The following is a 21,636-nucleotide window of genomic DNA, read 5'->3' as shown; positions in this document are numbered from 1 at the left end:
CGACTAAAGACCGGGCTTCGAATGACATCGGCGCTCGAATCCGATCTATTTGGGCTGCCTGAACCGGAGTTTTTGCGATGAAGCGCACGTATCAGCCGTCGAACCTTGTCCGTGCCCGCCGCCACGGGTTCCGCGCCCGCATGGCCACCAAAGGCGGCCGCCGGGTGCTGAACGCCCGCCGCGCCAAGGGCCGCAAGTCGCTGTCGGCATAAGGCCAAGCGGCACCAAACGCCATGGCACCGCCGGAGGCTCCCGTGACTGGCTTTGAGGGCCGGAGCGCGGGAAGCGCCCCGGCGGTTTCCGTTTGCGCGCTGTACCCGCTCGAAACGCTGCGCAAGCGGGCAGAGTTTCTGCGCGCGGCTCAGGCCCGGCGCCAAGGCACGCCGGGCTTTCTGTTGCAGGCGCGCCCACGCCGCCCCGACGAACCCGTGCCCCCCGATCTGATCCGTGTCGGCTTCACCTGCTCGAAAAAGCTGGGAAACGCCGTTGCGCGGAACCGGGCCAAGCGGCGGCTTCGTGCCATTGCGCGCGCGGTTCTGCCCCAGTCTGCCCGCCCCGGATGGGATTATGTTCTGGTCGGCCGTCCCGGTGCCACGGCCGAACGCGACTTTGCCGCGCTGCTTGCCGATCTGTCCCGCGCCCTGACCCAGATTCACAAGGACATGGCATGAGCCCGCTGGCCCATCTTCTGGCGCTGCCGGTGCGCGCCTATCGTCTGATCCTGTCACCCTGGCTTGGCAACTCGTGCCGGTTTCAGCCCACCTGTTCGGCCTATGCGCTTGAGGCGCTGGAAAAACACGGCGCGATCAAGGGCGGCTGGCTGGCCTTCTGGCGCATTTTGCGGTGCAATCCGTGGGGCGGCTGCGGCCACGACCCGGTGCCCCCCGTCAAGACCCCGGCGCAGGAGAAGCCCGATGCTTGACGACGACGGCAGCAAAGACGGCGACGACATTCACCCGCTGTTCCATGGCGCCCCCACCTCGACCGAGTTTCGCAAGCTGCGCAAGCGGCTGGTGCGCGAGGTGCGCGAGGCCATCGACACCTATGGCATGATCGAACGGGGCGCGCGCTGGCTGGTGTGCCTGTCGGGTGGCAAGGACAGCTACACCCTGCTGGCCGTTCTGCACGAATTGCAGTGGCGCGGGCTATTGCCGGTCGATCTGCTGGCCTGCAACCTAGATCAGGGTCAGCCCGGCTTTCCCGCCACTGTCCTGCCTGAATTTCTGGCGCGGATGGGCGTGCCCCATCGCATCGAATATGCCGACACCTATTCAATCGTGATGGACAAAATTCCGCAGGGGCGGACCTATTGCGCCCTGTGTTCGCGCCTGCGCCGCGGCAATCTTTACCGCATCGCCCGCGAAGAGGGCTGTTCGGCCGTGGTGCTGGGCCATCACCGCGACGACATTCTGGAAACATTCTTCATGAACCTGTTTCATGGCGGGCGACTTGCCACGATGCCGCCGAAGCTGGTGAACGAGGATGGCGACCTGTTCGTCTATCGCCCGCTGGCCTTTGTGGCCGAGGCCGACTGCGATCGTTTCGCCCGCGCGATGAACTACCCGATCATCCCCTGCGATCTTTGCGGCAGCCAGGACGGGCTGCAACGCCAGCAGGTCAAGGCAATTCTCGACGGATGGGAGGCGCGCAGCCCCGGCCGCCGTCAGGTGATGTTTCGCGCGCTGATGAACACCCGCCCCTCGCATCTGTTGGACCCGGCGCTTTTTGATTTCAATGGCTTGCACATTGGCGCGCCCGATCCGGCGGATTTGAGCGAAATTCCTCCAAGACTGCGTGACCGGGATTAACCGAATCCTGACGAAGCGGTCCTAGCTTCGTTTCATCGGCCGGGTGGCTGGCGGAAAACGGGGTTTGGGCGCATGTCGAACGAAGGCGGGGCAAAGGCGCCGACACCTAGGATCCGGCACTGGGCGCGCGGCGTCCTGCGGCTCGAATTGCTGGCCTTCACACCGGCGCTGGTGCTGGCGGGCCTGTGGTATGGCGCCGAGGGGGTCGCGCTTGTGGCGACCACCGCACTGGCCGTCGCCTGGCTTGCGCGCGATCCAACCCTTCGCGCCGCCCCGGCGGGTGGCGCCCGCGACGATCCGGTGACGTGCTGCGGTGCCACCGGCCTGCCGCTGCGCCCGGCCGCCGAGGCGCTGCTTGACCGCGCGCTCAGCCTGGCCGCCACAACCGGCCACGGCAGCGCCGCCTTCGTTCTGGGTTTTGACAATGCCGACGATCTGGCAACAGAACTGGGGGCCGATGCCATGGGGCGGCTCTTGCGCCGGTGCGGCGATCGTCTGCACGGCGCGCTGAGGGAAAGCGATCTGGCGGTTCGGCTTGACGGGCCGCGGTTCGCCGTGGTGCTGGCCCCGGTGCGCCGCACCGATCTGGAGAGCGCGATCCAGGTTGCAAACCGGCTGCAGACCGCGCTGGAGGCGCCCTTCTCACTTGATGCCGCCAAGGTGCATGTTTCAGTTCATATCGGGTTCTGCTTGATCAGCCGGAATCCGGGGCATAGCGGCGCAGCCATGCTGACCGCCGCCGAAACCGCCGCAGAAGAGGCGCGGCGTTGCGGACAAGGGGCGATTCGGGCCTATTCGGTCGAGGTGCGACAGGCCGCCGAAACGCGCAGCGCGCTGGTAAATGCGGCGGCGGCGCTTGAGGCGGGGCAGATCGTCGCCCGGTTCCGCCCGCAGCTCTGCACCGATACCGGCGCGATTTCTGGCTTTGCGGTCGAGCCGTGCTGGCACCCCCCCCAACGTGGCGTTCTGGAAGATGCAGACATTCTGCACGCGCTGACGGCGCAGGGCCTGCGCCCCCGATTGACTGAGTTGATGCTGGCGCAAGCTCTGGCCGCGCTGCGGCACTGGGACCAGGCCGGGATGGGGGGCGCTACCGCAACCGTGCCACTGTCAACCGAAGAGTTGCGCGACCCCAAGCTGACGCAACGCCTGAAGTGGGATATCGACCGCTTTGAAGCCGCCCCTGGGCGACTGCGCTTTGAACTGCCCGAAACCGCGGTCTCTGGCGCCGGAGAGGATGTGATCGGCTACAATATGGCCGCCTTGGCACGGATGGGCTGTCACATCGATCTGGCGGGTTTTGGTGCAGGGCCAGCCTCGATCAACAAAATCCGCGGCGGCGCGGTGCGGCGACTGCGGATCGACCGCAGCTTTGTCGCGCGCGCCGATATGGACCCCGGTCAACAGCGCGTTCTGAGTGCGCTCATCTCTCTGACCGAGCGGCTGGGCGTCGAGACGCTGGCCGATGGCGTCAGCAGCATCGGTGAACACGCGATATTGGCACAACTGGGCTGCAACCATGTGCAAGGCCCGGCCATCGCCCCGGCCATGGCGCTGGAGGAAACACATGACTGGAGCCTGCGGCACCGCGCCAAACTGGCGGCCACGCCCCGTCTGGGCAACCGCAAAGTCTGATACTTGCCGTGCCAGAGGCATCTCATACCGGGGCTGCAACCGCTGTGGCGAAGCATACCCTGCTGTATTTCACCAGACTGTGCCGGTTTTCCGCGGTTCAGTGTCGGCAAATCCAGCGGCGGGCGAGACAGCAGGGGAAAACTGCTTGACCTTTGGCCGCCCCTTCTGTTGAACCTGCCCCAACCCTTGGACAGGCTGGCGGTACCCCCCCGATGGACAATCAGAACAAGAATCTCATCCTTGCGAGCGTGCTTTCCTTTCTGGTGATCGTGGTCTGGTATGCCTTCGTCGCCCCGCCCGAGGTGCCCAGCACCCCGGTTGCGCCGACAGCGATCAGCCAGTCGCAGACCGACCCGGCAGCGCCCCCCGCAGTGGCCGACAGCACCGCGGCTCCGGCTTCTGGCGCCGAAACCACGGCGACCGAACTTGCTGCAGCGCCCCGGATCAGCATCGACACGCCGCGGCTGAGCGGCTCGATCTCGCTTCTGGGCGGGCGGATCGACGATCTGTCGCTGAAAGGCTACCGCGAGACGCTGGCCGATGATTCGCCCAATGTCCGGCTTCTGGCGCCGGTCGGCGGAACCGATCTGGACGCAGCCAAACCTTATTACGCCGTCTATGGCTGGCTGCCCGCAGGCGAGCTTGACCCCGCGCTGGTGCCCGGTGCGAAAACGCCCTGGACGGTGGAAAGCGGCACGACGCTCGCCCCAGGTCAGCCGGTCACGTTGGCCTGGAATAACGGCGCCGGCCTGATCTTCCGCCGCCAGATGGACGTGGATGAGGACTACCTGTTCACCATCACACAATCTGTTGAAAACGCCACCGGCGCCGTGGTCCGGCTGGCGCCTTATGGCATTGTCGCCCGCCACGGCCAGCCCGACACGCAAAATTTCTTTGTGCTGCACGAAGGTGCGGTGCGGATGTCGGACGGCAAACTGCAAGAAACCGACTACGACGACATCGCCGGTCTGGCGCCGGTTGACCGTGAGGGGCAGGCCGATGTGGTCTCTGTGACGGCCGATGGCTGGATCGGCTTCACCGACAAATACTGGATGACCACGCTCGCGCCGATGCCCGGCCAAGCCTTTACCTCGGTGGTGAAATACGCCCCCGGGGCCGAGATTTATCAGGCCGAGGCCCGGATGCCTGTGATGGAGGTCGCGCCCGGCGCTTCGGCTTCGGTCGGCTCGATGCTGTTTGCCGGCGCCAAGGAATGGGAAACCATCACCGGTTACGAGAAAAACCAGGGCATCAAGCGCTTTGTCGATTCGATCGACTGGGGCTGGTTCTACTTCCTGACCAAGCCAATGTTCTGGCTGCTGCACTGGCTGAACACCAATATTGCCGCGCTTGCCATTCCGGGCAGCATGGGCTGGGCGATCATTGCGCTGACAATCGTGATCAAGATGGCGGTGTTCCCGCTGGCGCGGAAGTCCTACGTCTCGATGGCCAAGATGAAGGAACTTCAGCCCGAGATGGAAAAGCTGAAGGAGCGGTTTGGCGAAGACCGCCAAAAGATGCAGATCGAGATGATGGCGCTTTACAAGCGTGAAAAGGTCAACCCGGCCTCGGGCTGCCTGCCGATCTTCCTGCAAATTCCGATCTTCTTCTCGCTCTACAAGGTGATCTTTGTCACGATCGAACTGCGCCACGCACCGTGGATCGGCTGGATCCGCGACCTGTCGGCGCCTGACCCGTCCTCGATCCTCAACCTGTTCGGCCTCCTGTCGAACCCGGTGCCGGAACCCGGTTCGCTCTTCTTCATCTTCTCGCTCGGCGTGCTGCCGATCCTGCTGGGCATTTCGATGTGGTTCCAGCAAAAGCTCAACCCGGCGCCGACCGATGCGACGCAGGCGATGATCTTTGCCTGGATGCCGTGGGTGTTCATGTTCATGCTGGGCGGCTTTGCCTCGGGTCTGGTGATCTACTGGATCGCGAACAACACCATCACCTTCATCCAGCAATACACGATCATGCGGATGCACGGCCACCCGCCCGATTTCTTCGGCAACATCCGCAAGAGCTTCAAGCGCAAGCCTGAGGCGTCCAAGCCCAGGAAATGACGCCGCATCTGGCCCATATCCTGCGGCACCCGATCAAGGCGATCGGGGTTGAGGAGATCAGCAGCGCGCCCCTGACCGAGGGGCGCGCGCTTGCTTTGGACCGGGTCTGGGCCGTTGCACATCAGGCCGCCAAATTCACCGGCCAGCCCGTAGGCTGGCAGGCCAAGATGAACTTTCTGCGCGGGGTGGCCGGGCCGGAACTGATGGCCATCACCGCACAGGTTGCGGGCACGGCGGTGACGCTGACACATCCACGGGCAGGCAGGATCACGGTTGATCTGGCGCGCCCCGATGATCAGGCGCGGCTGATCGACTGGCTGCGCCCGCTGTGGCCTGCCGGGCGGCCCGCGGCCAGCCATGTGGTGCAGGTGCCCGACCAAGCGCTGACCGATGTGCCCGAACCTTGGGTTTCGGTGCTGTCGCTGACCTCGCTGCGCGCACTGGAGGCGCGGGTCGGGCGTGCGTTGTCGATCCATCGCTTTCGCGGCAATCTTTGGGTCGAGGGTTGGGCGGTGGATGCCGAACGGGCGCTGACGGGTCGGCGCCTGCGCATCGGCACCGCCGTGCTGGAGGTGACCGAGCCGATCACCCGCTGCCGCGCCACCTGCGTAAACCCCGCCACCGGGCAGGAGGATTGCGAACTGCTGGAATCGCTGGAGGCAGCCTTTGGCGACAAGGATTTTGGCCTTTATGCCCGCGTCGTGACCGGCGGCACCATTGCCACCGGCGCCGCGGTGGAGATCATGTGATGCAGGTTCAGTTTCCCCTCGCCCCCGAGCCAGAGCCCGAGGCCCGCGAAGCCGGGCGGCTGATGTTCGCCGGTCCGGTGGAGTTTCTCAAGGGCGTAGTGGCGATGGACGGCCTGCCCCCGGCCGACCGGCTGGAGGTCTGTTTCGCGGGCCGCTCCAACGTGGGCAAATCGAGCCTGATCAACGCCCTGACCGGCCGCAAGACGCTGGCGCGCGCCTCGAACACGCCGGGCCGCACGCAAGAGATCAACTATTTCACCACGCAGGGGCCTTATCTGGTGGACCTGCCCGGCTATGGCTATGCAGAGGCGCCGCTGGCGGTGGTGGAAAAGTGGCAACGCCTGCTGAAGGCCTATCTGTCGGGCCGCGTCACGCTGCGCCGGGCCTTTGTGCTGATCGACACGCGCCATGGCGTGAAAAAGGTCGATGACGAAATCCTGGCCCTGCTTGACCGCTCGGCGGTCACCTTTCAGGTCGTGCTGACCAAGGCCGACAAGGTCAGCCGCGCCGATCAGGCCCAAGTGATTGAACAGGTTCGTGGCGCGCTGGCCAAGCACCCCGCCGCATACCCCGAGATCGTGCTGACCTCGTCGGAAAAAGGCGACGGGATCGAGACGCTGCGTGCCATCATCGCCACGCTGGTCTAGGGGGCGATCCTGCGCAGGCTGGCCCCGTTTACCCCGATCCTGACCGATCCGGCGCTGCGGCTGACCGCCGCGCTGATGGTGCTGTATGGCGCACTGATCGCGACGCTGGCGCCCTATGTCTCTACGCTGGCGGTGGCCGAATTCGGGCTGGGTGACCATGGCTATGCCGCCGTTCTGGTCTGCGCGGCGCTGGTTTCGGTTACGGCCTCGGTCGCCTTCGGCATACGGTCTGATCAGCGCGCCAACCGCCGCGCGATTGCCACCGCCTCGATGGCGCTGATGGTGGCGGGGCTGGCGCTGGTGTTGGCGGGCCGCGCGCCCTGGGCCTTTGTGGCCACCCATGCGCTGCTGTTGCCGCTGTCCTCCACAATCTTCGGGCAGTTGTTCGCCTTTGCCCGGCTGGCCGCCTCGACCCACCCCGACGAGGCGCGAGGGGCGATTCTGTCGGCACTGCGGGCGCTGTTTGCGGTGCCCTTCGTGCTGGTTCTGCCGGTCTGGTCGGTGGCCTTTTCCGCCGGGATCGAGATCATGGCGGTCTATCCGGTCTGCCTGCTGCTGGCAGGCATAATGCTGGCGATCAGCCTGCGGGCCTGGCCGCGCGATGGCGCCACCGCCTGGACCGACACGCCCTCGGGGCTGAGCTTTGCCGCGTCGCTACGCGAGTTGGGGAGCGGCCGGGTGCTGGTGCGGGTGCTGGCGCTGGGGGCGGTGAATGGCGGGGTGATTCTGTATCTGGTGCTGATCGGGCTAGTCTTTGCCGCGACCGAGGGGCGCGGCGCGGCCGATGTGGCGCTGTTCGTGGGCTTTGTCGCGGGGCTGGAGGTGCCCTTCATGCTGGCCCTGCCGCTGGTGGCGGCGCGGGCGCCCAAGGGCGGGCTGATCGTGATCGGGGCGCTTTTGTATTCCAGCCATCTGGCGCTGCTGCCAGTGCTGGCGCACGGGCCCTTTGTCTGGCTGCTGATCGTGCCCGCTGCGGTGGGGGGCGCGCTGATCTTGACGCTGCCCATCGCCTACCTTCAGGATCTGATGGCCGACCGCCCCGGCGCCGGGGCCTCGCTGATCGCGTTGCAAAGGCTTGCGGGCGAAGGCACCTGCGCTGCGGCCTTTGCCATCGGCACCGCGCTGTCGGGCTATGGGCTGGCGGCGGCGCTGGGGGCGGGCGTGGCCGCCAGCGGGGCCATTGCGCTGTGGCTGATGGACCGGCGCACGGGGTTCTGACCCAACGAAAAACGCCGCCGGTTGCCCGGCGGCGTTCTGGTCATGATGAAAGCCGTCTCAGTTCCAGTCAAAGAACCCGGCCGGCGCCTGCGCCAGCAGTTCGTCGGCCAGACCGCGGCCCAGCGCCTCGGCCTCGGCAATCGGGGCGCGGCGTTCACCGGTGATCCGCTCTGAGCCGTCGGGGCGCAGAATCTCGCCACGCAGCCACAAGGTATCGCCTTCGATCACCGCCAAACCGGCGATCGGGGTTTCGCACGACCCGTCCAGCACCAGCAGGAAAGCCCGTTCCGCGGCCAGACGCTGGCCGGTGGGCACGTCGAGGATAGGCTCCAGCAGCATTTCGGCGCGGGCATCATCGGCACGCCGTTCCAGACCGATGGCGCCCTGCGCCACGGCGGGCAGCATCTCTTCAACCTCGATGGCCGAGCGGGCGATATGGCTCATCCCCAGACGATTCAGACCGGCCATGGCAAGGAAGGTCGCCACGGCGACGCCGTCTTCCAGCTTTTTAAGGCGGGTCTGCACGTTGCCGCGGAACTCGACCAGTTGCAGGTCGGGGCGGCGGTTGGCCAGTTGCGCGCGGCGCCGCAAGCTGGACGAGCCGACAACGGCCCCCTCGGGCAGGTCTGCCAGCCGTTCAACCCCGGGCGAGATGAAGGCATCGCGCACATCTTCGCGCGGCAGATAGCCCGCGATCACCAGCCCGTCGGGCTGAACCGTGGGCACGTCCTTCATCGAATGCACGGCGATATCAATATCGCCGGCATACATTGCATCCTCGATTTCCTTGGTGAACAGGCCTTTGCCGCCGACATCGCGCAGGGCGCGATCCAGCACCCTGTCGCCCGTGGTCTTGATGACCACGATTTCAAAGGCAGCCTCGGGCAGGCCATGCGCCGCCATCAGGCGACGCCGCGTTTCATATGCCTGAGCCAAGGCAAGCGGCGAACCGCGGGTGCCGATCTTCAGGGGCGAATTGGGTGTGGGCATCTGTTTCATGGGTCAAGGAATAACCGCGTCAAAAGGCCCGCGCAAGGCACGTCCCGCTTGACATCGCGCCGCAGGCCGCGATGAAGGAGCCAAAGGAGACTGGACATGAGCGACAAGACCATCCTGCGCGCCCTGAAAGGCGAAACCCTGCCCACCCCGCCAGTGTGGATGATGCGTCAGGCCGGCCGCTACCTGCCGGAATATCGCGCCACCCGTGCGCAGGCAGGCGATTTCCTGTCGCTGTGCTACAACTCGGAACTGGCTGCCGAGGTGACGTTGCAGCCGATCCGCCGCTATGGCTTTGATGCGGCGATCCTGTTTGCCGATATCCTGCTGCTGCCGCAGGCTCTGGGCGCCGATCTGTGGTTTGAGACCGGCGAAGGCCCGCGTATGTCAACCGTGACCTCGGCCGAAGGGCTGAAGACGCTGAAGGGCAAGGACGACATCCACGACACGCTGGCCCCGGTTTATGAAACCGTGCGCATCCTGTCGCGCGAACTGCCCAAGGAAACCACGCTGATCGGGTTCTGCGGCGCGCCGTGGACGGTGGCGACCTACATGATCGCGGGCCGCGGGTCGAAAGATCAGGCCGCTGCACACGCGCTGAAGGATACCGACCGCGAGACCTTTGCCGCGATCATCGACCTGCTGACCGACGCCAGCATCGAATACCTGTCGAAACAGGTCGAAGCCGGCGCCGAGGTCGTAAAGATCTTCGACAGTTGGGCGGGCAGCCTGAAGGGCCAGGATTTCACCGATTTCGCGGTGGAACCCACCCGCCGCATGATCGCGGAACTGAAACGCCGCCACCCCGGCCTGCCGATCATCGCCTTCCCGCGCGAGGCGGGCGAGGGCTACATCGGCTTTGCCAAGGCCACCGGCGCCGATTGTGTCGCGCTCGACAACTCGGTCACACCGGAATGGGCGGCGGCCAATGTGCAGATCGACGGCTGCGTGCAGGGCAACATGGACCCGCGCCACATGGTCACCGGCGGCGATGAGCTGATCGAGGCCACGCGCCGCGTGGTGCAGGCGTTCCGCAACGGGCCGCATATCTTCAACCTGGGCCACGGCATCACCCCCGAGGCCAACCCCGACAACGTCAGCCTGATGGTCGAGACGATACGCAACGGCTAAGCCGTTGCCGGTTCCAAAACGACAAAGGGCGCCCCGCGGGGCGCCCTTTTGCATTGGTGGGCCGCTGCCGGGCCTATGCCCAGCCCTTGGGCTTTGGCTTGCCGCCCTTGCCGGGCTTGGCGGCGGTCGGTTTGGCGCCGGCCGCAGGTTTGCCGAATTTGGCCGCAGGCTTGCCCGCCTTGCCCTCGGGCTTGGCCCAGGGTTTCACAGCGGGCTTGCCCTCGGCCTCAAAGGTCTGGCCCTTGCGATAGGGTTTCTTCTCGCCATAGGGCGCGCGGGGTTTGGGCGCATCGCCCCGCCCGTCTGCACGCGGGGCGCGGGCGGGACGCGGGGCAGACTCGGCCTCAAGACCGGTCGGGGCCTTGTCCAGAACGGTTACGCCGATGCCATCTTCCAGCATCCGCTCGGGCCCGATGGCCGCCAGGAACCGTTGCGCGCAATCGGCATGCAACTGCACCAGCGTCTGTTCCTCCTGCACGCGGATCGCGCCGATATCGCGGCGCGACAGATCACCCGCGCGGCACAGCATCGGCAGCAACCAGCGCGGATCGGCCCGGCCTGTCACGCCCACCGTCAGGGCAACCCACAGGCTTTCGCCAAATTCGACCCGTGCGCGCGGCTTGGCCCCGTCGGGGCTGACCGGCACCAGATCTTCGGGGGCCGACCGCTGGGCCATGTATTGTCGCATCACTGCGGCGGCCAGCGCCTCGGCGTCATAGGTCTGCATCAGGCGGGTGACCAGCGCGGTTTCATCTTCGCTGACCGGCTGTGTCAGCACCGGGTCCGACAACAGCCGGTCCACATCACGCGCGCTGACCTCTTCGGCGCTGGGGGCGCTGCCCCATTCGGCGCTGATCCCGGCAAGCCCCAGCAGGCGCTCGGCCTTCTTGCGGGCCGAGAACGGCACGATGATCGCCGAAACGCCCTTGGAGCCTGCCCGCCCGGTGCGGCCCGAACGGTGCAGCAGCGCCTCCTTGTTCACCGGCAGATCGGCATGGACCACCAGCTCCAGCCCCGGCAGGTCAATGCCGCGGGCAGCCACATCGGTAGCGATGCAGACCCGCGCGCGCCCGTCGCGCATCGCTTGCAAGGCGTGGCTGCGCTCGGCCTGGCTCAACTCGCCCGACAGCGCCACCACCTGAAAGCCGCGGTTCAGAAATCGCGTCGTCAGATGCGTGACCATGGCGCGGGTGGAACAGAACACCAGCGTATTCCTGGCCTCGTAAAACCGCAGCACGTTGACAATGGCGTTTTCACGGTCGGCCTGATCGACCAGCAGCGCGCGATATTCGATGTCGCTGTGCTGTTCGCGGTGGGCAATGGTCGAAATCCGCTGCGCGTCACGCTGATAGCTGCCCGCCAGCCGCGCGATTTCTTTTGACACCGTAGCCGAAAACATCAGCGTGCGGCGGGTTTCGGGGGCGGCGTCGAGGATATATTCCAGATCCTCGCGAAAGCCGAGATCAAGCATCTCGTCAGCCTCGTCCAGCACTGCCACCTCAAGCGCAGACACATCCAGCGCGCCGCGCCGCATATGGTCGCAAATGCGCCCCGGCGTGCCCACCACGATATGGGCGCCGCGTTCCAGCGCGCGGCGTTCGCTGCGCGCGTCCATCCCCCCCACGCACGAAGCCAGAACGGCCCCGGTGGAGCCATACAGCCAATCCAGTTCGCGCCGGACCTGCATTGCCAATTCGCGCGTCGGCGCGATGATCAGCGCGCGGGGCGCGCCGGGCAGGCCAAGGCGGCGCTCGGCCCCCAGCAGGCCCGCGGCCATCGCCAGCCCGAAGGCCACGGTCTTGCCCGATCCGGTCTGCGCCGACACCAGCAGGTCGGCCTGGCCAAGGGCCGGGTCGATCACCGCCTCTTGCACGGGGGTCAGGCTGTCATAGCCCTTTGCAGCGAGGGCTTCGGCCAAAGCCTCATGCACGCCGTCGAACTTGGTCATCGTCTGTCTTTCCGGGAAGGCCGCGCGGGATGCGCAGGCGAACAGCGCGCGGGAAGCCGCGCGCAAGTTATCCCTGCCCTAGCGCAAAATCCCGCGCCTGTATAGCCCCGCGCCCCGGTTCAGGGCCATTTCGCGATGGGCGGCATGGTCATCAGCACCGCATTGGCATCATGTCCGGTTTCCAGCCCGAATTTTGTGCCGCGATCAATGATCAGGTTGTATTCGGCATAAAGCCCGCGGTGGACGAGCTGGGTTTCACGGTCGGCCTCGGTCCAGGGCGTGGCCTGACGACGCGCAACCAGCGGCAGAAAGGCGGGCAGAAACGCCTCGCCCACCGATTTCACAAAAGCGAAATCGGCCTCCCAGTCGCCGGTGTTCAGATCGTCAAAGAAAATGCCCCCCTCGCCCCGCGCGCGGCCCCGGTGGGGGACAAAGAAATATTCATCCGCCCAGGCCTTGAAGCGGGGGTAGTAGTCGGGCGCATGCGCGTCGCAGGCGGCCTTCATCACCGCGTGGAAATGTATCGTATCCTCGGGGTAGACGATGCAGGGGTTCAGGTCGGAGCCGCCGCCGAACCACCATGCGCCGGGCGTCCAGAACATGCGGGTGTTCATGTGAACGGCCGGGCAATGCGGGTTTTGCATATGCGCCACAAGGCTGATCCCCGACGCCCAGAACCGCGGGTCTTGGGCCATGCCCGGCACCCCGCGCGCCGCCATCGCCGCCTGCGCCCGCGGGTTCAGCGTGCCGTGGACGGCAGACACCGCAACCCCCATCTTTTCAAACACCTTGCCGCCGCGCAGCACGCTCATCAGGCCGCCACCCGCGTCGCTGCCATCGGGGGCAGTGCGCCTTGTGGGGGTGCTTTCAAACCGCGCATCGCTGTCGGCGGCGTCTTCCAGCGCCTCGCAGGCGGTCACGATCCGGTCGCGAAGCGTGCGGAACCACGCGGCGGCGGTTTCCTTCTTTCCGGTGAAATCCTCGGTCATCGCGGCTCCCTTTCGCGTCCCTGACATCTCCCGCCTCTGTCCTAACAGCACCGGGCGAGCACCGGAATTGCCTTTTGCCCCCGCCGGGTCCATTCTGGCCGTAACCAGACCGGAGTCCGCCATGCGTCGCCTCTTTGCCCCCCTTGTCCTGCTGGCCCTTCTGGCCGCCTGCGGCACGCCGCAGGAACGCTGCATCTACCGCGCCACCAAGGAATTGCGCACGGTCGAAAGCCTGTTGGCCGAGGTGCAGCAAAATCTGGCCCGCGGCTATGCGCTGGAGGAGTATGAGGTCACGCGTAGCCGCTGGGTGCGCTGTGAACCGCGCTATCCGATGCGGCCGGGGCCTGATGGCAAGCCGCTGCCGCCACCGCCGCCGCGGATGTGCCTTGAGGATTACACCGAAACCTATACCCGCCGCGTCGCAATCGACCCGGCATCCGAACGGCGCAAGCGCGACGGGCTGATCGCCAAGCGGCGCGAACTGGCGAGCGCCGCCGAGGCCGAGATTCGCATCTGCAAACAGCAGTATCCCGAATAGGGTGGGCTAGAAGATCGGCACGTTGACCGGGTCGATCAGCGTTCGGCCACCATCGACCGTCAGAATCTGGCCGGTCACAAAGCCCGAACCGTCGGCGGCCAGAAACTGCACCGCCTCGGCCAGTTCTACCGGCGCAGCAATTCGGCCCATCGGGGTGTTGGCGGTGATCTCATCGCGCCAGCCGGGGTGATCTTTCAGCGCGGCCTGCATCGAGGCGCTCATCAAGCTGCCGAAGGCCACGCCATTCACCCGGATGCCCTGCGGCGCCAGCGCCACCGCGAGCGACCGCGTCGCCTGATCCAGCCCTGCGCAGGCGATGGAATAGGCCATCAACTCGGGCTGCGCGAGCCGCGCCGCGATCGACGAGATGTTGATGATCGACCCGATCGGCTGGCCGGTGCGGCCGTCTTTCTCGGCCTGCGAGATCATTCGCCTTGCGGTCATCTGGCTGAGCCGAAGACTGGCCATCAGGTTCTGGCGCAGCATGTCACTGATCACATCGTCATCAATGCTCAGCGGATCGGCGCGCGCGACCGAACGCGAGGCATTCACCAGAATGTCGATCCTCTCAAAGGCGTCGATTGTGGCCGACAGCAGGTTTTGCGCGGTCAGCTTCTGGCACAGATCGCCCGCGAAATGGCGCTGGCGCCCGTCATGCGCGGCATCGTCAACCTCGGCGGCCAGCTTGGCCTCGTCAATGTCGGCAAACATCACATTGGCGCCGCGGTCCACGAAGTGGCGGGCGATGGCCAGCCCGATGCCATTGGCCGCGCCGGTCACGATAGCGGTCTTGCCCGAGATGGAAAGCGTCATGGTAGCCCTTGGATGTTGTTGGACGGAAAGCGAAACTCAGCGCTGGGGCGGCGCCGCGCGGGACGCGGCCCCCACAATCGGACGGGCAGCGCGGAACAGCTTGAAGCCGGGATCGGCGCCGATCTCCTCGATCTCGTGAAACAGCCCGCGCAAGACGGGCTTATAGGGCAAATGCCGGTTGGCCACCATCCACAGCGTGCCCGACAGCGACAGCATTCCCGCTGCGGCGCGGATGAAAGCGGCGCCAAGGCCAGGATCGGCGGCGCGCGCTACATGGAAAGGCGGGTTCATCACCACCGCGCCAAAGCGCGCCTCGGGCACAAACTGCGTGGCATCAGCCCAGTGAAACTGCGCGCGCGGGTCGGTGACGTTGCGGCGCGCGCAGGCCAGCGCGGTATGATCGGCCTCGATCAGATGCAGGTGTTCAACGCCCGCGCGGGTCAAGATCTGGGCGGCAAGCCAGCCCCAGCCTGCGCCCAGATCGGCCACGCGGCCCGGCAGCTTGGCAGGCAGCGCCGCCGCCAGCAGCGCCGAGCCACGATCAACCGCATCCGCGGAAAACACCCCCGGCAGCGTCGTAAATCCCGGCGCAGGGGTCAGGGGCGCGGCCTGCCAGTCGGCAAAGACCGCAGGCCCCGGATTGGGCAGGCAAAAGATTTTGCCATGCGCCTTGGCAATCGGCTCGCCCACCTGACCCCGCTTGCGCAGGTCTTTCAGGACAGAATCGATCCCGTCGGTTTTCGCCCCGTCCACCCAGATCGGCCCGCCGGGCGCGACCCGCACGGCGGCCTCGGCCAGCAGCGCGTGGGCCTGCGCCTTGGCGCGGGGCAGAAAGACGATGGCGGCGGCATAGTCGCCCTGCGCCTCGGGGGCCACGGCATAGCCGCGCGCAGCCCATGCGTCATGATCGGGGCGAAAGCCCTGCACCAGATGCAGCCTGTCTTTCGGCAGTGCTGACAGGTCGGCCCCGGAGGTCGGGTTGAACAGCACGATCCGACCTTCGGCGGGCAGGGCGCCGGGAATTTCCAGCGCAAGCGTGATACGGCTATCGGTCATGGCAAAGGGCGTGCAGCCCTATTCCTTTTCCATCGTGCATTGCAACGGGTGCTGGTGGCGGCGGGCAAAATCCATCACCTGCGCAACCTTGGTTTCCGCAACCTCAAAGGAAAACACACCAACGACCGCCAACCCCTTTTTGTGCACCGTCAGCATGATTTCAAATGCCTGCGCGTGGTTCATCCCGAAGAACCGCTCAAGAATATGCACGACGAATTCCATCGGCGTGTAATCATCGTTCAGCAGCAAGACCTTGTACAGCGGCGGGCGTTGGGTCTTGGGGCGCGTCTTGGTGGCGACGCCCGCATCGCCCTCGGGCGCGTCCTTGCGGTCGGCCATCATTTGCGGGCGTTGGGTCACGGGTTCTCCTGCAAGATTCGCGCAAGGTTGGGGGTTAGGGGCAATATAGACCCATTCGCCGCCGAGAAAAGGGGCAGCAATGCACCCCGCCGCCGCGGTCCGAAGGCGCGCCCGTTGCAGGGCTGCGGCAAAGACGGCACAAGAGGCGAAAGGGGGCCACGATGACCACACTGACCACGCTGGGCTTTGATGCCGATGACACGCTTTGGCACAACGAACGGTTTTTCCAGATGACGCAGGCACGCTTTGCCACTCTGCTGGCCGATCACGCCGCCCCTGACCATCTGGCCGAACGCCTGCTGGCGGCCGAACGGCGCAATATCGGGCGCTATGGTTTCGGGGTGAAGGGCTTTGTGCTGTCGATGATCGAAACCGCCATCGAGGTGACAGATCAGCGCGTTCCCGCAGCCGTGATCGCCGAACTGATCGCCGCCGGGCAAGAGATGCTGGCCCATCCGATCGAACTGTTGCCCCATGCCGCCGAAACCGTGACGGCGCTGGCGGGGCGGTATCGGCTGGTGCTGATCACCAAGGGCGACCTGCTGGATCAGGAACGCAAGCTGGCGCAATCGGGGCTGGGCGACATGTTCGACGCCGTGGAAATCGTGTCGGACAAGCAGCCCCAGACCTATGCCACGATCTTTGCCCGCCACGGCACGGGCGCAGCCCAGGCGATGATGGTGGGCAATTCGCTGCGGTCGGATGTGGTGCCGATGCTGGCAGCGGGGGGCTGGGGCGTGCATGTGCCCCACGGCCTGACCTGGGCGCTGGAACATGACGAGGAACCGGTGGGCCATGCCCGCTTTGCCAGCCTGCCCGATCTGGGGGATCTGCCGCATCTGCTGGCCCGGCTGACCGGCTGACCGGCTGACCGGCTATCTGGGGGGGGGCCGCGACACCGCCCACCAAATCTTGTCGTTGCGCGAAAGTCGCACCGAAAGCCTTTGAAACAAGGAGGTTTTCAGTGCCGGTTTTGCGTGCTACGCTGCCCAAGAGCAATGAAGCCCCACCAAAAACCGGGGCACCTGAGGCAGTAAAAGGGGCAAGACCGTGACCACGCTTGGGCGCTGGGTCCGTTACGGGCTGTTTTGTATCCTTCTGGCAATCGCGCCCGTGTCCGCGCTGGCCGCGCCCTATGCGGCGCTGGTGATGGATGCGCGCACTGGAGAGGTGCTGTATTCCACCAACGCCGATACGCGGCTGCACCCCGCCTCACTGACCAAGATGATGACGCTCTACATCGCCTTCGAGGCGATCGAGCGTGGCGAGATCAGCCTTGATACCAAGGTCACCGTCTCGGCACATGCCGCGAACGAGCCGCCCTCGCGGCTGGGCCTGCGCGCCGGGCAAAAGATCGCGCTGCGCTATTTGATTCGTGGCGCGGCGATCAAATCGGCCAACGATGCCGCCACCGCAATCGGCGAGGCGATCAGCGGATCAGAGGCTGAATTTGCCAAGCGCATGAACCGCACCGCCCGCGCGCTGGGGATGCGGAATTCCACCTTTCAAAACGCCAACGGGCTGACGCGCAAGGGCCACCTTTCCACGGCGCGCGACATGACCATCATGGGGCGGCGTCTGTTTTACGACTTTCCGCAGTATTACAGCCTCTTCTCACGCCGGACGGCCGATGCCGGCATTGCGCAAGTGGCCAACACGAACCGCCGCTTTCTGGACGCCTACGAAGGCGCCGACGGGATCAAGACCGGCTTCACCAACCCTGCGGGGTTCAACCTGACCGCTTCCGCGCAGCGCGGCAACAAGCGCATCATCGCCACGGTGTTCGGCGGCACCTCGACCGCACAGCGCAACGCCAAGGTGGCCGAGCTGCTGGATCTGGGCTTTGGCAAGGCGCCGGGCCGGGTGAAGGAAACCAAACCCGCTGCCCCGCAATATCTGGCCGAGGCCGACACCGCCCCCGAGGATCGCGAAGGCGGCGCAGGCAAGACGATCCGGTTGGTGGCCGCCGTGGTGAAAAGCCCGCGCCCGCCGGTTCGGCCGGCGCCTGCCGCGGTTGAACCTGACCCCGCCGCAGATGCGCTGGCCGCCGCCGTAGCCGAAGCCGTCGCAGAAAGCATGGCTGCTGCCATGACGCCCACGGCAGAGACGCCCGCCCCGGCAGAGCCGGTGGCACTGGCCCAGGCGATCACGCCCCCAGCCGAGAAACCCATCACCGAAGTTCCGGCGCCGGAAGCCAAACCCGAAAGCCTGCTGCTGGCCGAGGCGCCCCGCCCCGTCGCCAGCCCCGGCCGCGACGCGGTCAGTCTGGAGGCGCGCGCCGAACCGGCAGCGCCGCAAGCACCGGCAGAGCCGCCGGTCGAGATTGCCGCCGAAATGGCCCCCGAACCCGCCGAGCCCGTCACCGGCTTTGCACAGGTCAGCACACCGCAACCGGAAACGGTGCAACTGGCGGCGGCACCGACGCCGGGCTTTCGCCAGGCCACACCGGCGCAGCCCGAAACCCTGGCCATGGCGCTTGCCCCGGCGCCGACCCCCGAGGCGAAGCCGGCCGCGAAACCGTGGCAGAGCGGTATCATTCTGGCCGCGCTGACGCCCGAGGCGGCCCCGGCGCGGGCCGAACCCGAGGTGATCGCCCGCGTGTCATCGTCGGGCGGGCGGCATTGGGGGATCAGTCTGGGGAAATATGCCTCCAGCTATCAGGCCGAACGGCTGCTGTTGCAGACAGCGCTGATGGAAAGCGACACGCTGGGCGATGCGCTGCGCAAGGTCGCCAACCGCAAGGGCGGATTCGAGGCGAACTTTGTGGGCCTGTCGAAAGAGGGTGCCGAGCTTGCCTGCCGCAGGCTGGCCGCGCGCGCCACCGACTGCACCGTGATCGGCCCCTGACGCGGCCCCTGGGCCAGACCTCAGGGCTTGGGGTGATCGTCCCATTCCTTGGACAGGATGCGTTCGGCATCGCCCTTGGGGTCTTCGTATTGCTTGCCCCTCAGTGCCCAGAAAAAGGCGGCAAGCCCGACGGCCCCCAGAAAGATCGAGATCGGGATCGAATAGCTCAAGGCTTCCATCGGCGCCTCACTTCAGCCGGAGAGAATTGAGCGATACCGTGATCGACGAGATCGACATCGCCAGCGCCGCAGCCAGCGGCGTGGCCAGACCGACCAGCGCCAAGGGCACCGCCACCACGTTATAGCCGAACGAAATGGCAAAGTTTTCCTTGATCCGGCGCCGGGCTTTTGCAGCCATTCGCACGGCCTCGGCCACGGGGGCCAGATCCTGGCCCAGCAGCACGATATCCGACGCGGTGCGCGCCGCATCCAACGCCGAGGCGGGCGAGATCGAGACATGCGCCCCCGCCAGCGCCGCGGTATCGTTCAACCCGTCACCCACCATCAGAACCTTGCGGCCCTGCGCGGTCAGGTCGGCCACAAGCGCCGCCTTTTCGGCAGGCAGCGCGCCGGCGTGCCAGTTGGCAATCTCCAGCCGCCCGGCCAGCGCACCCACCGCGCCCGGCACATCGCCCGACAGCAGATGCACCGCCAGGCCCTGCCGCTGGAACGCTGCCACCGCCTCGGCGGCGCCGGGGCGCAGACGGTCGGCAAAGGTGATGGATCGCGGCACCGCGGTGCCGATGCGCAGATGCGTCGCCGTCACCTCGCCCGGCGCGGCGCCGATCCAGTCGGCGCGGCCCAGCCGCACAGGCTGACGCTGCCACTGCCCCTCGATGCCATAGCCCGGCACCTCGCGCAGATCGGTGACGGCCGCGGGCATAATGCCAAGGCCGCGCGCCGCCTCGGCCAACGCCACCGCCAGCGGATGCGACGAGGCGCCCGCCAGCGCCGCCGCCACGGCCAGATCATCGGCAGGCAGGTCGTGCAGATTCGCGGCCTCGGGCGTGCCCATGGTCAGGGTTCCGGTCTTGTCGAAAATCACGGTATCGACCTCGGCCAGACGTTCCAGCGCGGTGCCGTCCTTTACCAGCAGGCCAGCGCGAAACAGCTTGCCGCTGGCCGCCGTCACCACCGCAGGCACCGCAAGGCCCAGTGCGCAGGGACAGGTGATGATCAGCACCGCCGCCGCGATGTTGACCGCCAGCCGCACATCGCCGCCCGACAGATAAAGCCACGTCAGAAACGAGCCGAACGCCAACAGATGCACGCCGGGCGAATAGAGCCGCGCCGCCCGTTCAGCCAGCGAGGTGTAACGGTTCCTGGCGCTTTCGGCGGTGGCCACCAGATCGGCCATGCGGTGCAGCGAACTGTCTTGCCCCGCCGCCGTCACCCGCAGCGTCAGCGGGCCGGTCAGGTTGACCTCGCCCGCGCTCAGCACGGTTTCCGGCCCCGCGTAAACCGGCAGGCTTTCCCCCGTCAGCAGCGAACGGTCGATTTCAGACGTGCCCTCGACCACCACCCCGTCCGCCGGAATGCGGCCACCGGGGCGCGCCCGGATCAGATCGCCGGGCACCAGATCGCCCACCGGCACCACCACCTCGGCCCCGTCGCGCAGCACGGTCGCGCGCGGCACCTCCAGCGCCGCCAGTTCCTCGGCGGCCGAGCGCGCCACGGCGCGGGTGCGGTAATCCAGATAGCGCCCGACCAGCAGGAAAAAGGTCAGCATCACGGCGGCGTCGAAATAGGCGTGGTGGCCCGAATGCATCGTCTCGTAGACCGAGATCGACGATGCAAGGATGATCGCCAGCGAGATTGGCACATCCATCCCCAGCCGCCGCGCCTTGAGCGAATTCCACGCACTGGCAAAGAACGGCTGGCCCGCAAAGGCCACGGTCGGCAGGGCGATGGCCGCCGAAATCCAGTGGAACAGATCGCGCGTTGCGGCCTCGGCCCCCGACCAGACCGCGATCGACAACAGCATGATGTTCATCATCGCAAAACCGGCAACGCCGATCCGCATCAGAATATCGCGACCGCGGCGGTCGGCCTCGGTCGAGGTCAGCAAGCCGGGGTCAAGTTCGTGCGCCTCATAGCCGATGGCCTTGAGCCGTGCGATCAGATCGGCCGCCTCAATGCCCGCATCGGCCTCAATTGCCACGCGGCGCAGCGTCAGGTTGACCCGCGCCGCCCGCACCCCGGAATGGCGGGCCAGTTCACGTTCCACATCGGTGATGCAGACGGCGCAATGCGCCGTAGGCAGCGACAGGGTCAGCCGCGCGCCCTTGAGATCGCCCGCCAGACTTTCGGCTGCCGGCGCGGCAAGGCAGGCGGGGCAAGCCGAGGCCGAGGGACCGGAGGCGGGCGCAACGGTCATGCGCTAACCCTTGACCACAAAATCAAGCCGCTGGCGAAACCGGGTGCCATCTGCGGCGCGGGCATCCAGATGGATCAGCCAGTTGCCGGGGGCCAGCGTCACCGGCGCGCTGAACATGCCCCCCTCATAGCTCAGTTTTGGGCGCTGATCCTCGCGCACATGGGTCACGCGGCCCACCAACACGTCAAGCGCGGCAACGCGGGCGGGCAGGCCCGCCTTGTCGCGGATGATCAGGCTCAGCGTGCCCTCGCTGTATTCGGGCGTCACGGTCCAGCCCAACCCCTCTTGCGCGGTCCGGTCGGCGTCAAAGGTCTGCGAGGCGACGTAGGAATTTTTCACCTCAAGGCCAGGGAAGGTGCTGACTGCCTGAAAGGCCATCACCAGATTCACCGCGATGATGACACCAAAAGCCGACAGCGTGATGAACAGAACCTTGCGCCCGGTCAGCGACTTGCCCATGCC

Annotated in this window: 22 protein-coding genes; 13 read left to right on the top strand and 9 right to left on the bottom strand. The window is 66.5% G+C overall.

Annotated features, from left to right (window positions below):
• Positions 1-77: 77 nt before the first annotated feature.
• From rpmH to C5F46_RS05525, 9 genes are all read left to right on the top strand, one after another.
• Complete coding sequence (rpmH, locus tag C5F46_RS05565; protein ID WP_107324373.1) at positions 78-212, top strand: 50S ribosomal protein L34; 135 nt, start codon at positions 78-80, stop codon at positions 210-212.
• A 21-nt stretch (positions 213-233) separates the two neighbouring features.
• Entirely contained in the window at positions 234-671 is a 438-nt protein-coding gene (rnpA, locus tag C5F46_RS05560) for a ribonuclease P protein component (protein WP_107324372.1), read from the top strand.
• Positions 668-922, top strand: a complete 255-nt coding sequence (gene yidD, locus C5F46_RS05555; protein WP_107324371.1) for a membrane protein insertion efficiency factor YidD — start codon at positions 668-670, stop codon at positions 920-922. Before rnpA ends, yidD begins: the two co-directional genes overlap by 4 nt.
• Positions 915-1,808 carry a tRNA 2-thiocytidine(32) synthetase TtcA gene (gene ttcA, locus C5F46_RS05550; protein ID WP_107324370.1) on the top strand — a complete coding sequence of 298 codons (894 nt, stop codon included), beginning with the start codon at positions 915-917 and terminating at the stop codon, positions 1,806-1,808. Before yidD ends, ttcA begins: the two co-directional genes overlap by 8 nt.
• 72 nt (positions 1,809-1,880) lie before the next feature.
• The gene (locus C5F46_RS05545) at positions 1,881-3,443 is read left to right on the top strand and encodes a GGDEF domain-containing protein (RefSeq protein WP_107324369.1); all 1,563 of its coding nucleotides are present in this window, start codon (positions 1,881-1,883) and stop codon (positions 3,441-3,443) included.
• Positions 3,444-3,655: 212 nt separating this feature from the next.
• Entirely contained in the window at positions 3,656-5,506 is a 1,851-nt protein-coding gene (gene yidC, locus C5F46_RS05540; protein WP_107324368.1) for a membrane protein insertase YidC, read from the top strand.
• Positions 5,503-6,255 (top strand): MOSC domain-containing protein, encoded by a 753-nt coding sequence (locus C5F46_RS05535; RefSeq protein WP_107324367.1) that lies wholly within the window; start codon positions 5,503-5,505, stop codon positions 6,253-6,255. The genes yidC and C5F46_RS05535 overlap by 4 nt, the downstream gene beginning before the upstream one ends.
• A complete protein-coding gene (gene yihA / locus C5F46_RS05530) occupies positions 6,255-6,902 on the top strand; it encodes a ribosome biogenesis GTP-binding protein YihA/YsxC (RefSeq protein ID WP_107324366.1) in 648 nt (215 codons plus the stop codon). The genes C5F46_RS05535 and yihA overlap by 1 nt, the downstream gene beginning before the upstream one ends.
• A gap of 75 nt (positions 6,903-6,977) precedes the next feature.
• The gene (locus tag C5F46_RS05525; RefSeq protein WP_107324365.1) at positions 6,978-8,120 is read left to right on the top strand and encodes an MFS transporter; all 1,143 of its coding nucleotides are present in this window, start codon (positions 6,978-6,980) and stop codon (positions 8,118-8,120) included.
• A gap of 57 nt (positions 8,121-8,177) precedes the next feature.
• Here C5F46_RS05525 and hemC read toward each other — a convergent pair whose 3' ends face one another.
• On the bottom strand, positions 8,178-9,110 hold the full coding sequence (hemC, locus tag C5F46_RS05520) for a hydroxymethylbilane synthase (RefSeq protein ID WP_168796779.1): 933 nt from the start codon (positions 9,108-9,110) through the stop codon (positions 8,178-8,180).
• Positions 9,111-9,215: 105 nt separating this feature from the next.
• On the opposite strand from hemC, the gene hemE reads away from it, so the two are divergent.
• Positions 9,216-10,247, top strand: coding sequence for a uroporphyrinogen decarboxylase (gene hemE, locus C5F46_RS05515; RefSeq protein ID WP_107324363.1), 1,032 nt, complete (start codon positions 9,216-9,218; stop codon positions 10,245-10,247).
• Positions 10,248-10,320: 73 nt separating this feature from the next.
• Here hemE and C5F46_RS05510 read toward each other — a convergent pair whose 3' ends face one another.
• Together C5F46_RS05510 and hemF are read right to left on the bottom strand one after the other, a co-directional pair.
• On the bottom strand, positions 10,321-12,195 hold the full coding sequence (locus C5F46_RS05510) for a DEAD/DEAH box helicase (RefSeq protein ID WP_107324362.1): 1,875 nt from the start codon (positions 12,193-12,195) through the stop codon (positions 10,321-10,323).
• 119 nt (positions 12,196-12,314) lie between these two features.
• Positions 12,315-13,184 carry an oxygen-dependent coproporphyrinogen oxidase gene (hemF, locus tag C5F46_RS05505; RefSeq protein WP_107324361.1) on the bottom strand — a complete coding sequence of 290 codons (870 nt, stop codon included), beginning with the start codon at positions 13,182-13,184 and terminating at the stop codon, positions 12,315-12,317.
• Between the two features lie 121 nt (positions 13,185-13,305).
• Between hemF and C5F46_RS05500 the strand changes: the two genes are divergently transcribed.
• Entirely contained in the window at positions 13,306-13,722 is a 417-nt protein-coding gene (locus C5F46_RS05500) for a hypothetical protein (RefSeq protein ID WP_107324360.1), read from the top strand.
• Between the two features lie 6 nt (positions 13,723-13,728).
• On the opposite strand, the gene C5F46_RS05495 is transcribed toward C5F46_RS05500, so the two are convergent.
• The 3 genes from C5F46_RS05495 to clpS are packed head-to-tail and all read right to left on the bottom strand — an operon-like array spanning position 13,729 to position 15,930.
• A complete protein-coding gene (locus C5F46_RS05495; protein WP_107324359.1) occupies positions 13,729-14,535 on the bottom strand; it encodes an SDR family NAD(P)-dependent oxidoreductase in 807 nt (268 codons plus the stop codon).
• A 36-nt stretch (positions 14,536-14,571) separates the two neighbouring features.
• Complete coding sequence (locus C5F46_RS05490; RefSeq protein ID WP_107324358.1) at positions 14,572-15,591, bottom strand: class I SAM-dependent methyltransferase; 1,020 nt, start codon at positions 15,589-15,591, stop codon at positions 14,572-14,574.
• Between the two features lie 18 nt (positions 15,592-15,609).
• Complete coding sequence (gene clpS, locus C5F46_RS05485; protein WP_181317732.1) at positions 15,610-15,930, bottom strand: ATP-dependent Clp protease adapter ClpS; 321 nt, start codon at positions 15,928-15,930, stop codon at positions 15,610-15,612.
• A gap of 182 nt (positions 15,931-16,112) precedes the next feature.
• On the opposite strand from clpS, the gene C5F46_RS05480 reads away from it, so the two are divergent.
• Together C5F46_RS05480 and C5F46_RS05475 are read left to right on the top strand one after the other, a co-directional pair.
• Entirely contained in the window at positions 16,113-16,814 is a 702-nt protein-coding gene (locus C5F46_RS05480; RefSeq protein WP_107324356.1) for an HAD family hydrolase, read from the top strand.
• 187 nt (positions 16,815-17,001) lie between these two features.
• Entirely contained in the window at positions 17,002-18,798 is a 1,797-nt protein-coding gene (locus tag C5F46_RS05475; protein WP_407947328.1) for a serine hydrolase, read from the top strand.
• A gap of 20 nt (positions 18,799-18,818) precedes the next feature.
• Here the strand turns inward: C5F46_RS05475 and ccoS are convergent, their stop codons facing one another.
• The 3 genes from ccoS to C5F46_RS05460 are packed head-to-tail and all read right to left on the bottom strand — an operon-like array spanning position 18,819 to position 21,633.
• Positions 18,819-18,977 carry a cbb3-type cytochrome oxidase assembly protein CcoS gene (gene ccoS / locus C5F46_RS05470; RefSeq protein ID WP_107324355.1) on the bottom strand — a complete coding sequence of 53 codons (159 nt, stop codon included), beginning with the start codon at positions 18,975-18,977 and terminating at the stop codon, positions 18,819-18,821.
• A gap of 7 nt (positions 18,978-18,984) precedes the next feature.
• Complete coding sequence (locus tag C5F46_RS05465; RefSeq protein ID WP_107324354.1) at positions 18,985-21,174, bottom strand: heavy metal translocating P-type ATPase; 2,190 nt, start codon at positions 21,172-21,174, stop codon at positions 18,985-18,987.
• A 3-nt stretch (positions 21,175-21,177) separates the two neighbouring features.
• On the bottom strand, positions 21,178-21,633 hold the full coding sequence (locus C5F46_RS05460; RefSeq protein ID WP_107324353.1) for a FixH family protein: 456 nt from the start codon (positions 21,631-21,633) through the stop codon (positions 21,178-21,180).
• Positions 21,634-21,636 lie beyond the last annotated feature (3 nt).

Source organism: Phaeovulum veldkampii DSM 11550 (assembly GCF_003034995.1).
Lineage (GTDB): Bacteria > Pseudomonadota > Alphaproteobacteria > Rhodobacterales > Rhodobacteraceae > Phaeovulum > Phaeovulum veldkampii.
Note: the sequence above shows the minus strand (reverse complement) of the source record. Positions and strands in the feature narration are given on the sequence as shown.

Excerpts from the sequence above, each read along its gene's own strand:
- rpmH (WP_107324373.1), top strand. The coding sequence starts at position 78 with ATGAAGCGCACGTATCAGCCGTCGAACCTTGTCCGTGCCCGCCGCCAC.
- rnpA (WP_107324372.1), top strand. The coding sequence starts at position 234 with ATGGCACCGCCGGAGGCTCCCGTGACTGGCTTTGAGGGCCGGAGCGCG.
- yidD (WP_107324371.1), top strand. The coding sequence starts at position 668 with ATGAGCCCGCTGGCCCATCTTCTGGCGCTGCCGGTGCGCGCCTATCGT.
- ttcA (WP_107324370.1), top strand. The coding sequence starts at position 915 with ATGCTTGACGACGACGGCAGCAAAGACGGCGACGACATTCACCCGCTG.
- C5F46_RS05545 (WP_107324369.1), top strand. The coding sequence starts at position 1,881 with ATGTCGAACGAAGGCGGGGCAAAGGCGCCGACACCTAGGATCCGGCAC.
- yidC (WP_107324368.1), top strand. The coding sequence starts at position 3,656 with ATGGACAATCAGAACAAGAATCTCATCCTTGCGAGCGTGCTTTCCTTT.
- C5F46_RS05535 (WP_107324367.1), top strand. The coding sequence starts at position 5,503 with ATGACGCCGCATCTGGCCCATATCCTGCGGCACCCGATCAAGGCGATC.
- yihA (WP_107324366.1), top strand. The coding sequence starts at position 6,255 with ATGCAGGTTCAGTTTCCCCTCGCCCCCGAGCCAGAGCCCGAGGCCCGC.
- C5F46_RS05525 (WP_107324365.1), top strand. The coding sequence starts at position 6,978 with ATGGTGCTGTATGGCGCACTGATCGCGACGCTGGCGCCCTATGTCTCT.
- hemC (WP_168796779.1), bottom strand. The coding sequence starts at position 9,110 with ATGCCCACACCCAATTCGCCCCTGAAGATCGGCACCCGCGGTTCGCCG.
- hemE (WP_107324363.1), top strand. The coding sequence starts at position 9,216 with ATGAGCGACAAGACCATCCTGCGCGCCCTGAAAGGCGAAACCCTGCCC.
- C5F46_RS05510 (WP_107324362.1), bottom strand. The coding sequence starts at position 12,195 with ATGACCAAGTTCGACGGCGTGCATGAGGCTTTGGCCGAAGCCCTCGCT.
- hemF (WP_107324361.1), bottom strand. The coding sequence starts at position 13,184 with ATGACCGAGGATTTCACCGGAAAGAAGGAAACCGCCGCCGCGTGGTTC.
- C5F46_RS05500 (WP_107324360.1), top strand. The coding sequence starts at position 13,306 with ATGCGTCGCCTCTTTGCCCCCCTTGTCCTGCTGGCCCTTCTGGCCGCC.
- C5F46_RS05495 (WP_107324359.1), bottom strand. The coding sequence starts at position 14,535 with ATGACGCTTTCCATCTCGGGCAAGACCGCTATCGTGACCGGCGCGGCC.
- C5F46_RS05490 (WP_107324358.1), bottom strand. The coding sequence starts at position 15,591 with ATGACCGATAGCCGTATCACGCTTGCGCTGGAAATTCCCGGCGCCCTG.
- clpS (WP_181317732.1), bottom strand. The coding sequence starts at position 15,930 with ATGGCCGACCGCAAGGACGCGCCCGAGGGCGATGCGGGCGTCGCCACC.
- C5F46_RS05480 (WP_107324356.1), top strand. The coding sequence starts at position 16,113 with ATGACCACACTGACCACGCTGGGCTTTGATGCCGATGACACGCTTTGG.
- ccoS (WP_107324355.1), bottom strand. The coding sequence starts at position 18,977 with ATGGAAGCCTTGAGCTATTCGATCCCGATCTCGATCTTTCTGGGGGCC.
- C5F46_RS05465 (WP_107324354.1), bottom strand. The coding sequence starts at position 21,174 with ATGACCGTTGCGCCCGCCTCCGGTCCCTCGGCCTCGGCTTGCCCCGCC.
- C5F46_RS05460 (WP_107324353.1), bottom strand. The coding sequence starts at position 21,633 with ATGGGCAAGTCGCTGACCGGGCGCAAGGTTCTGTTCATCACGCTGTCG.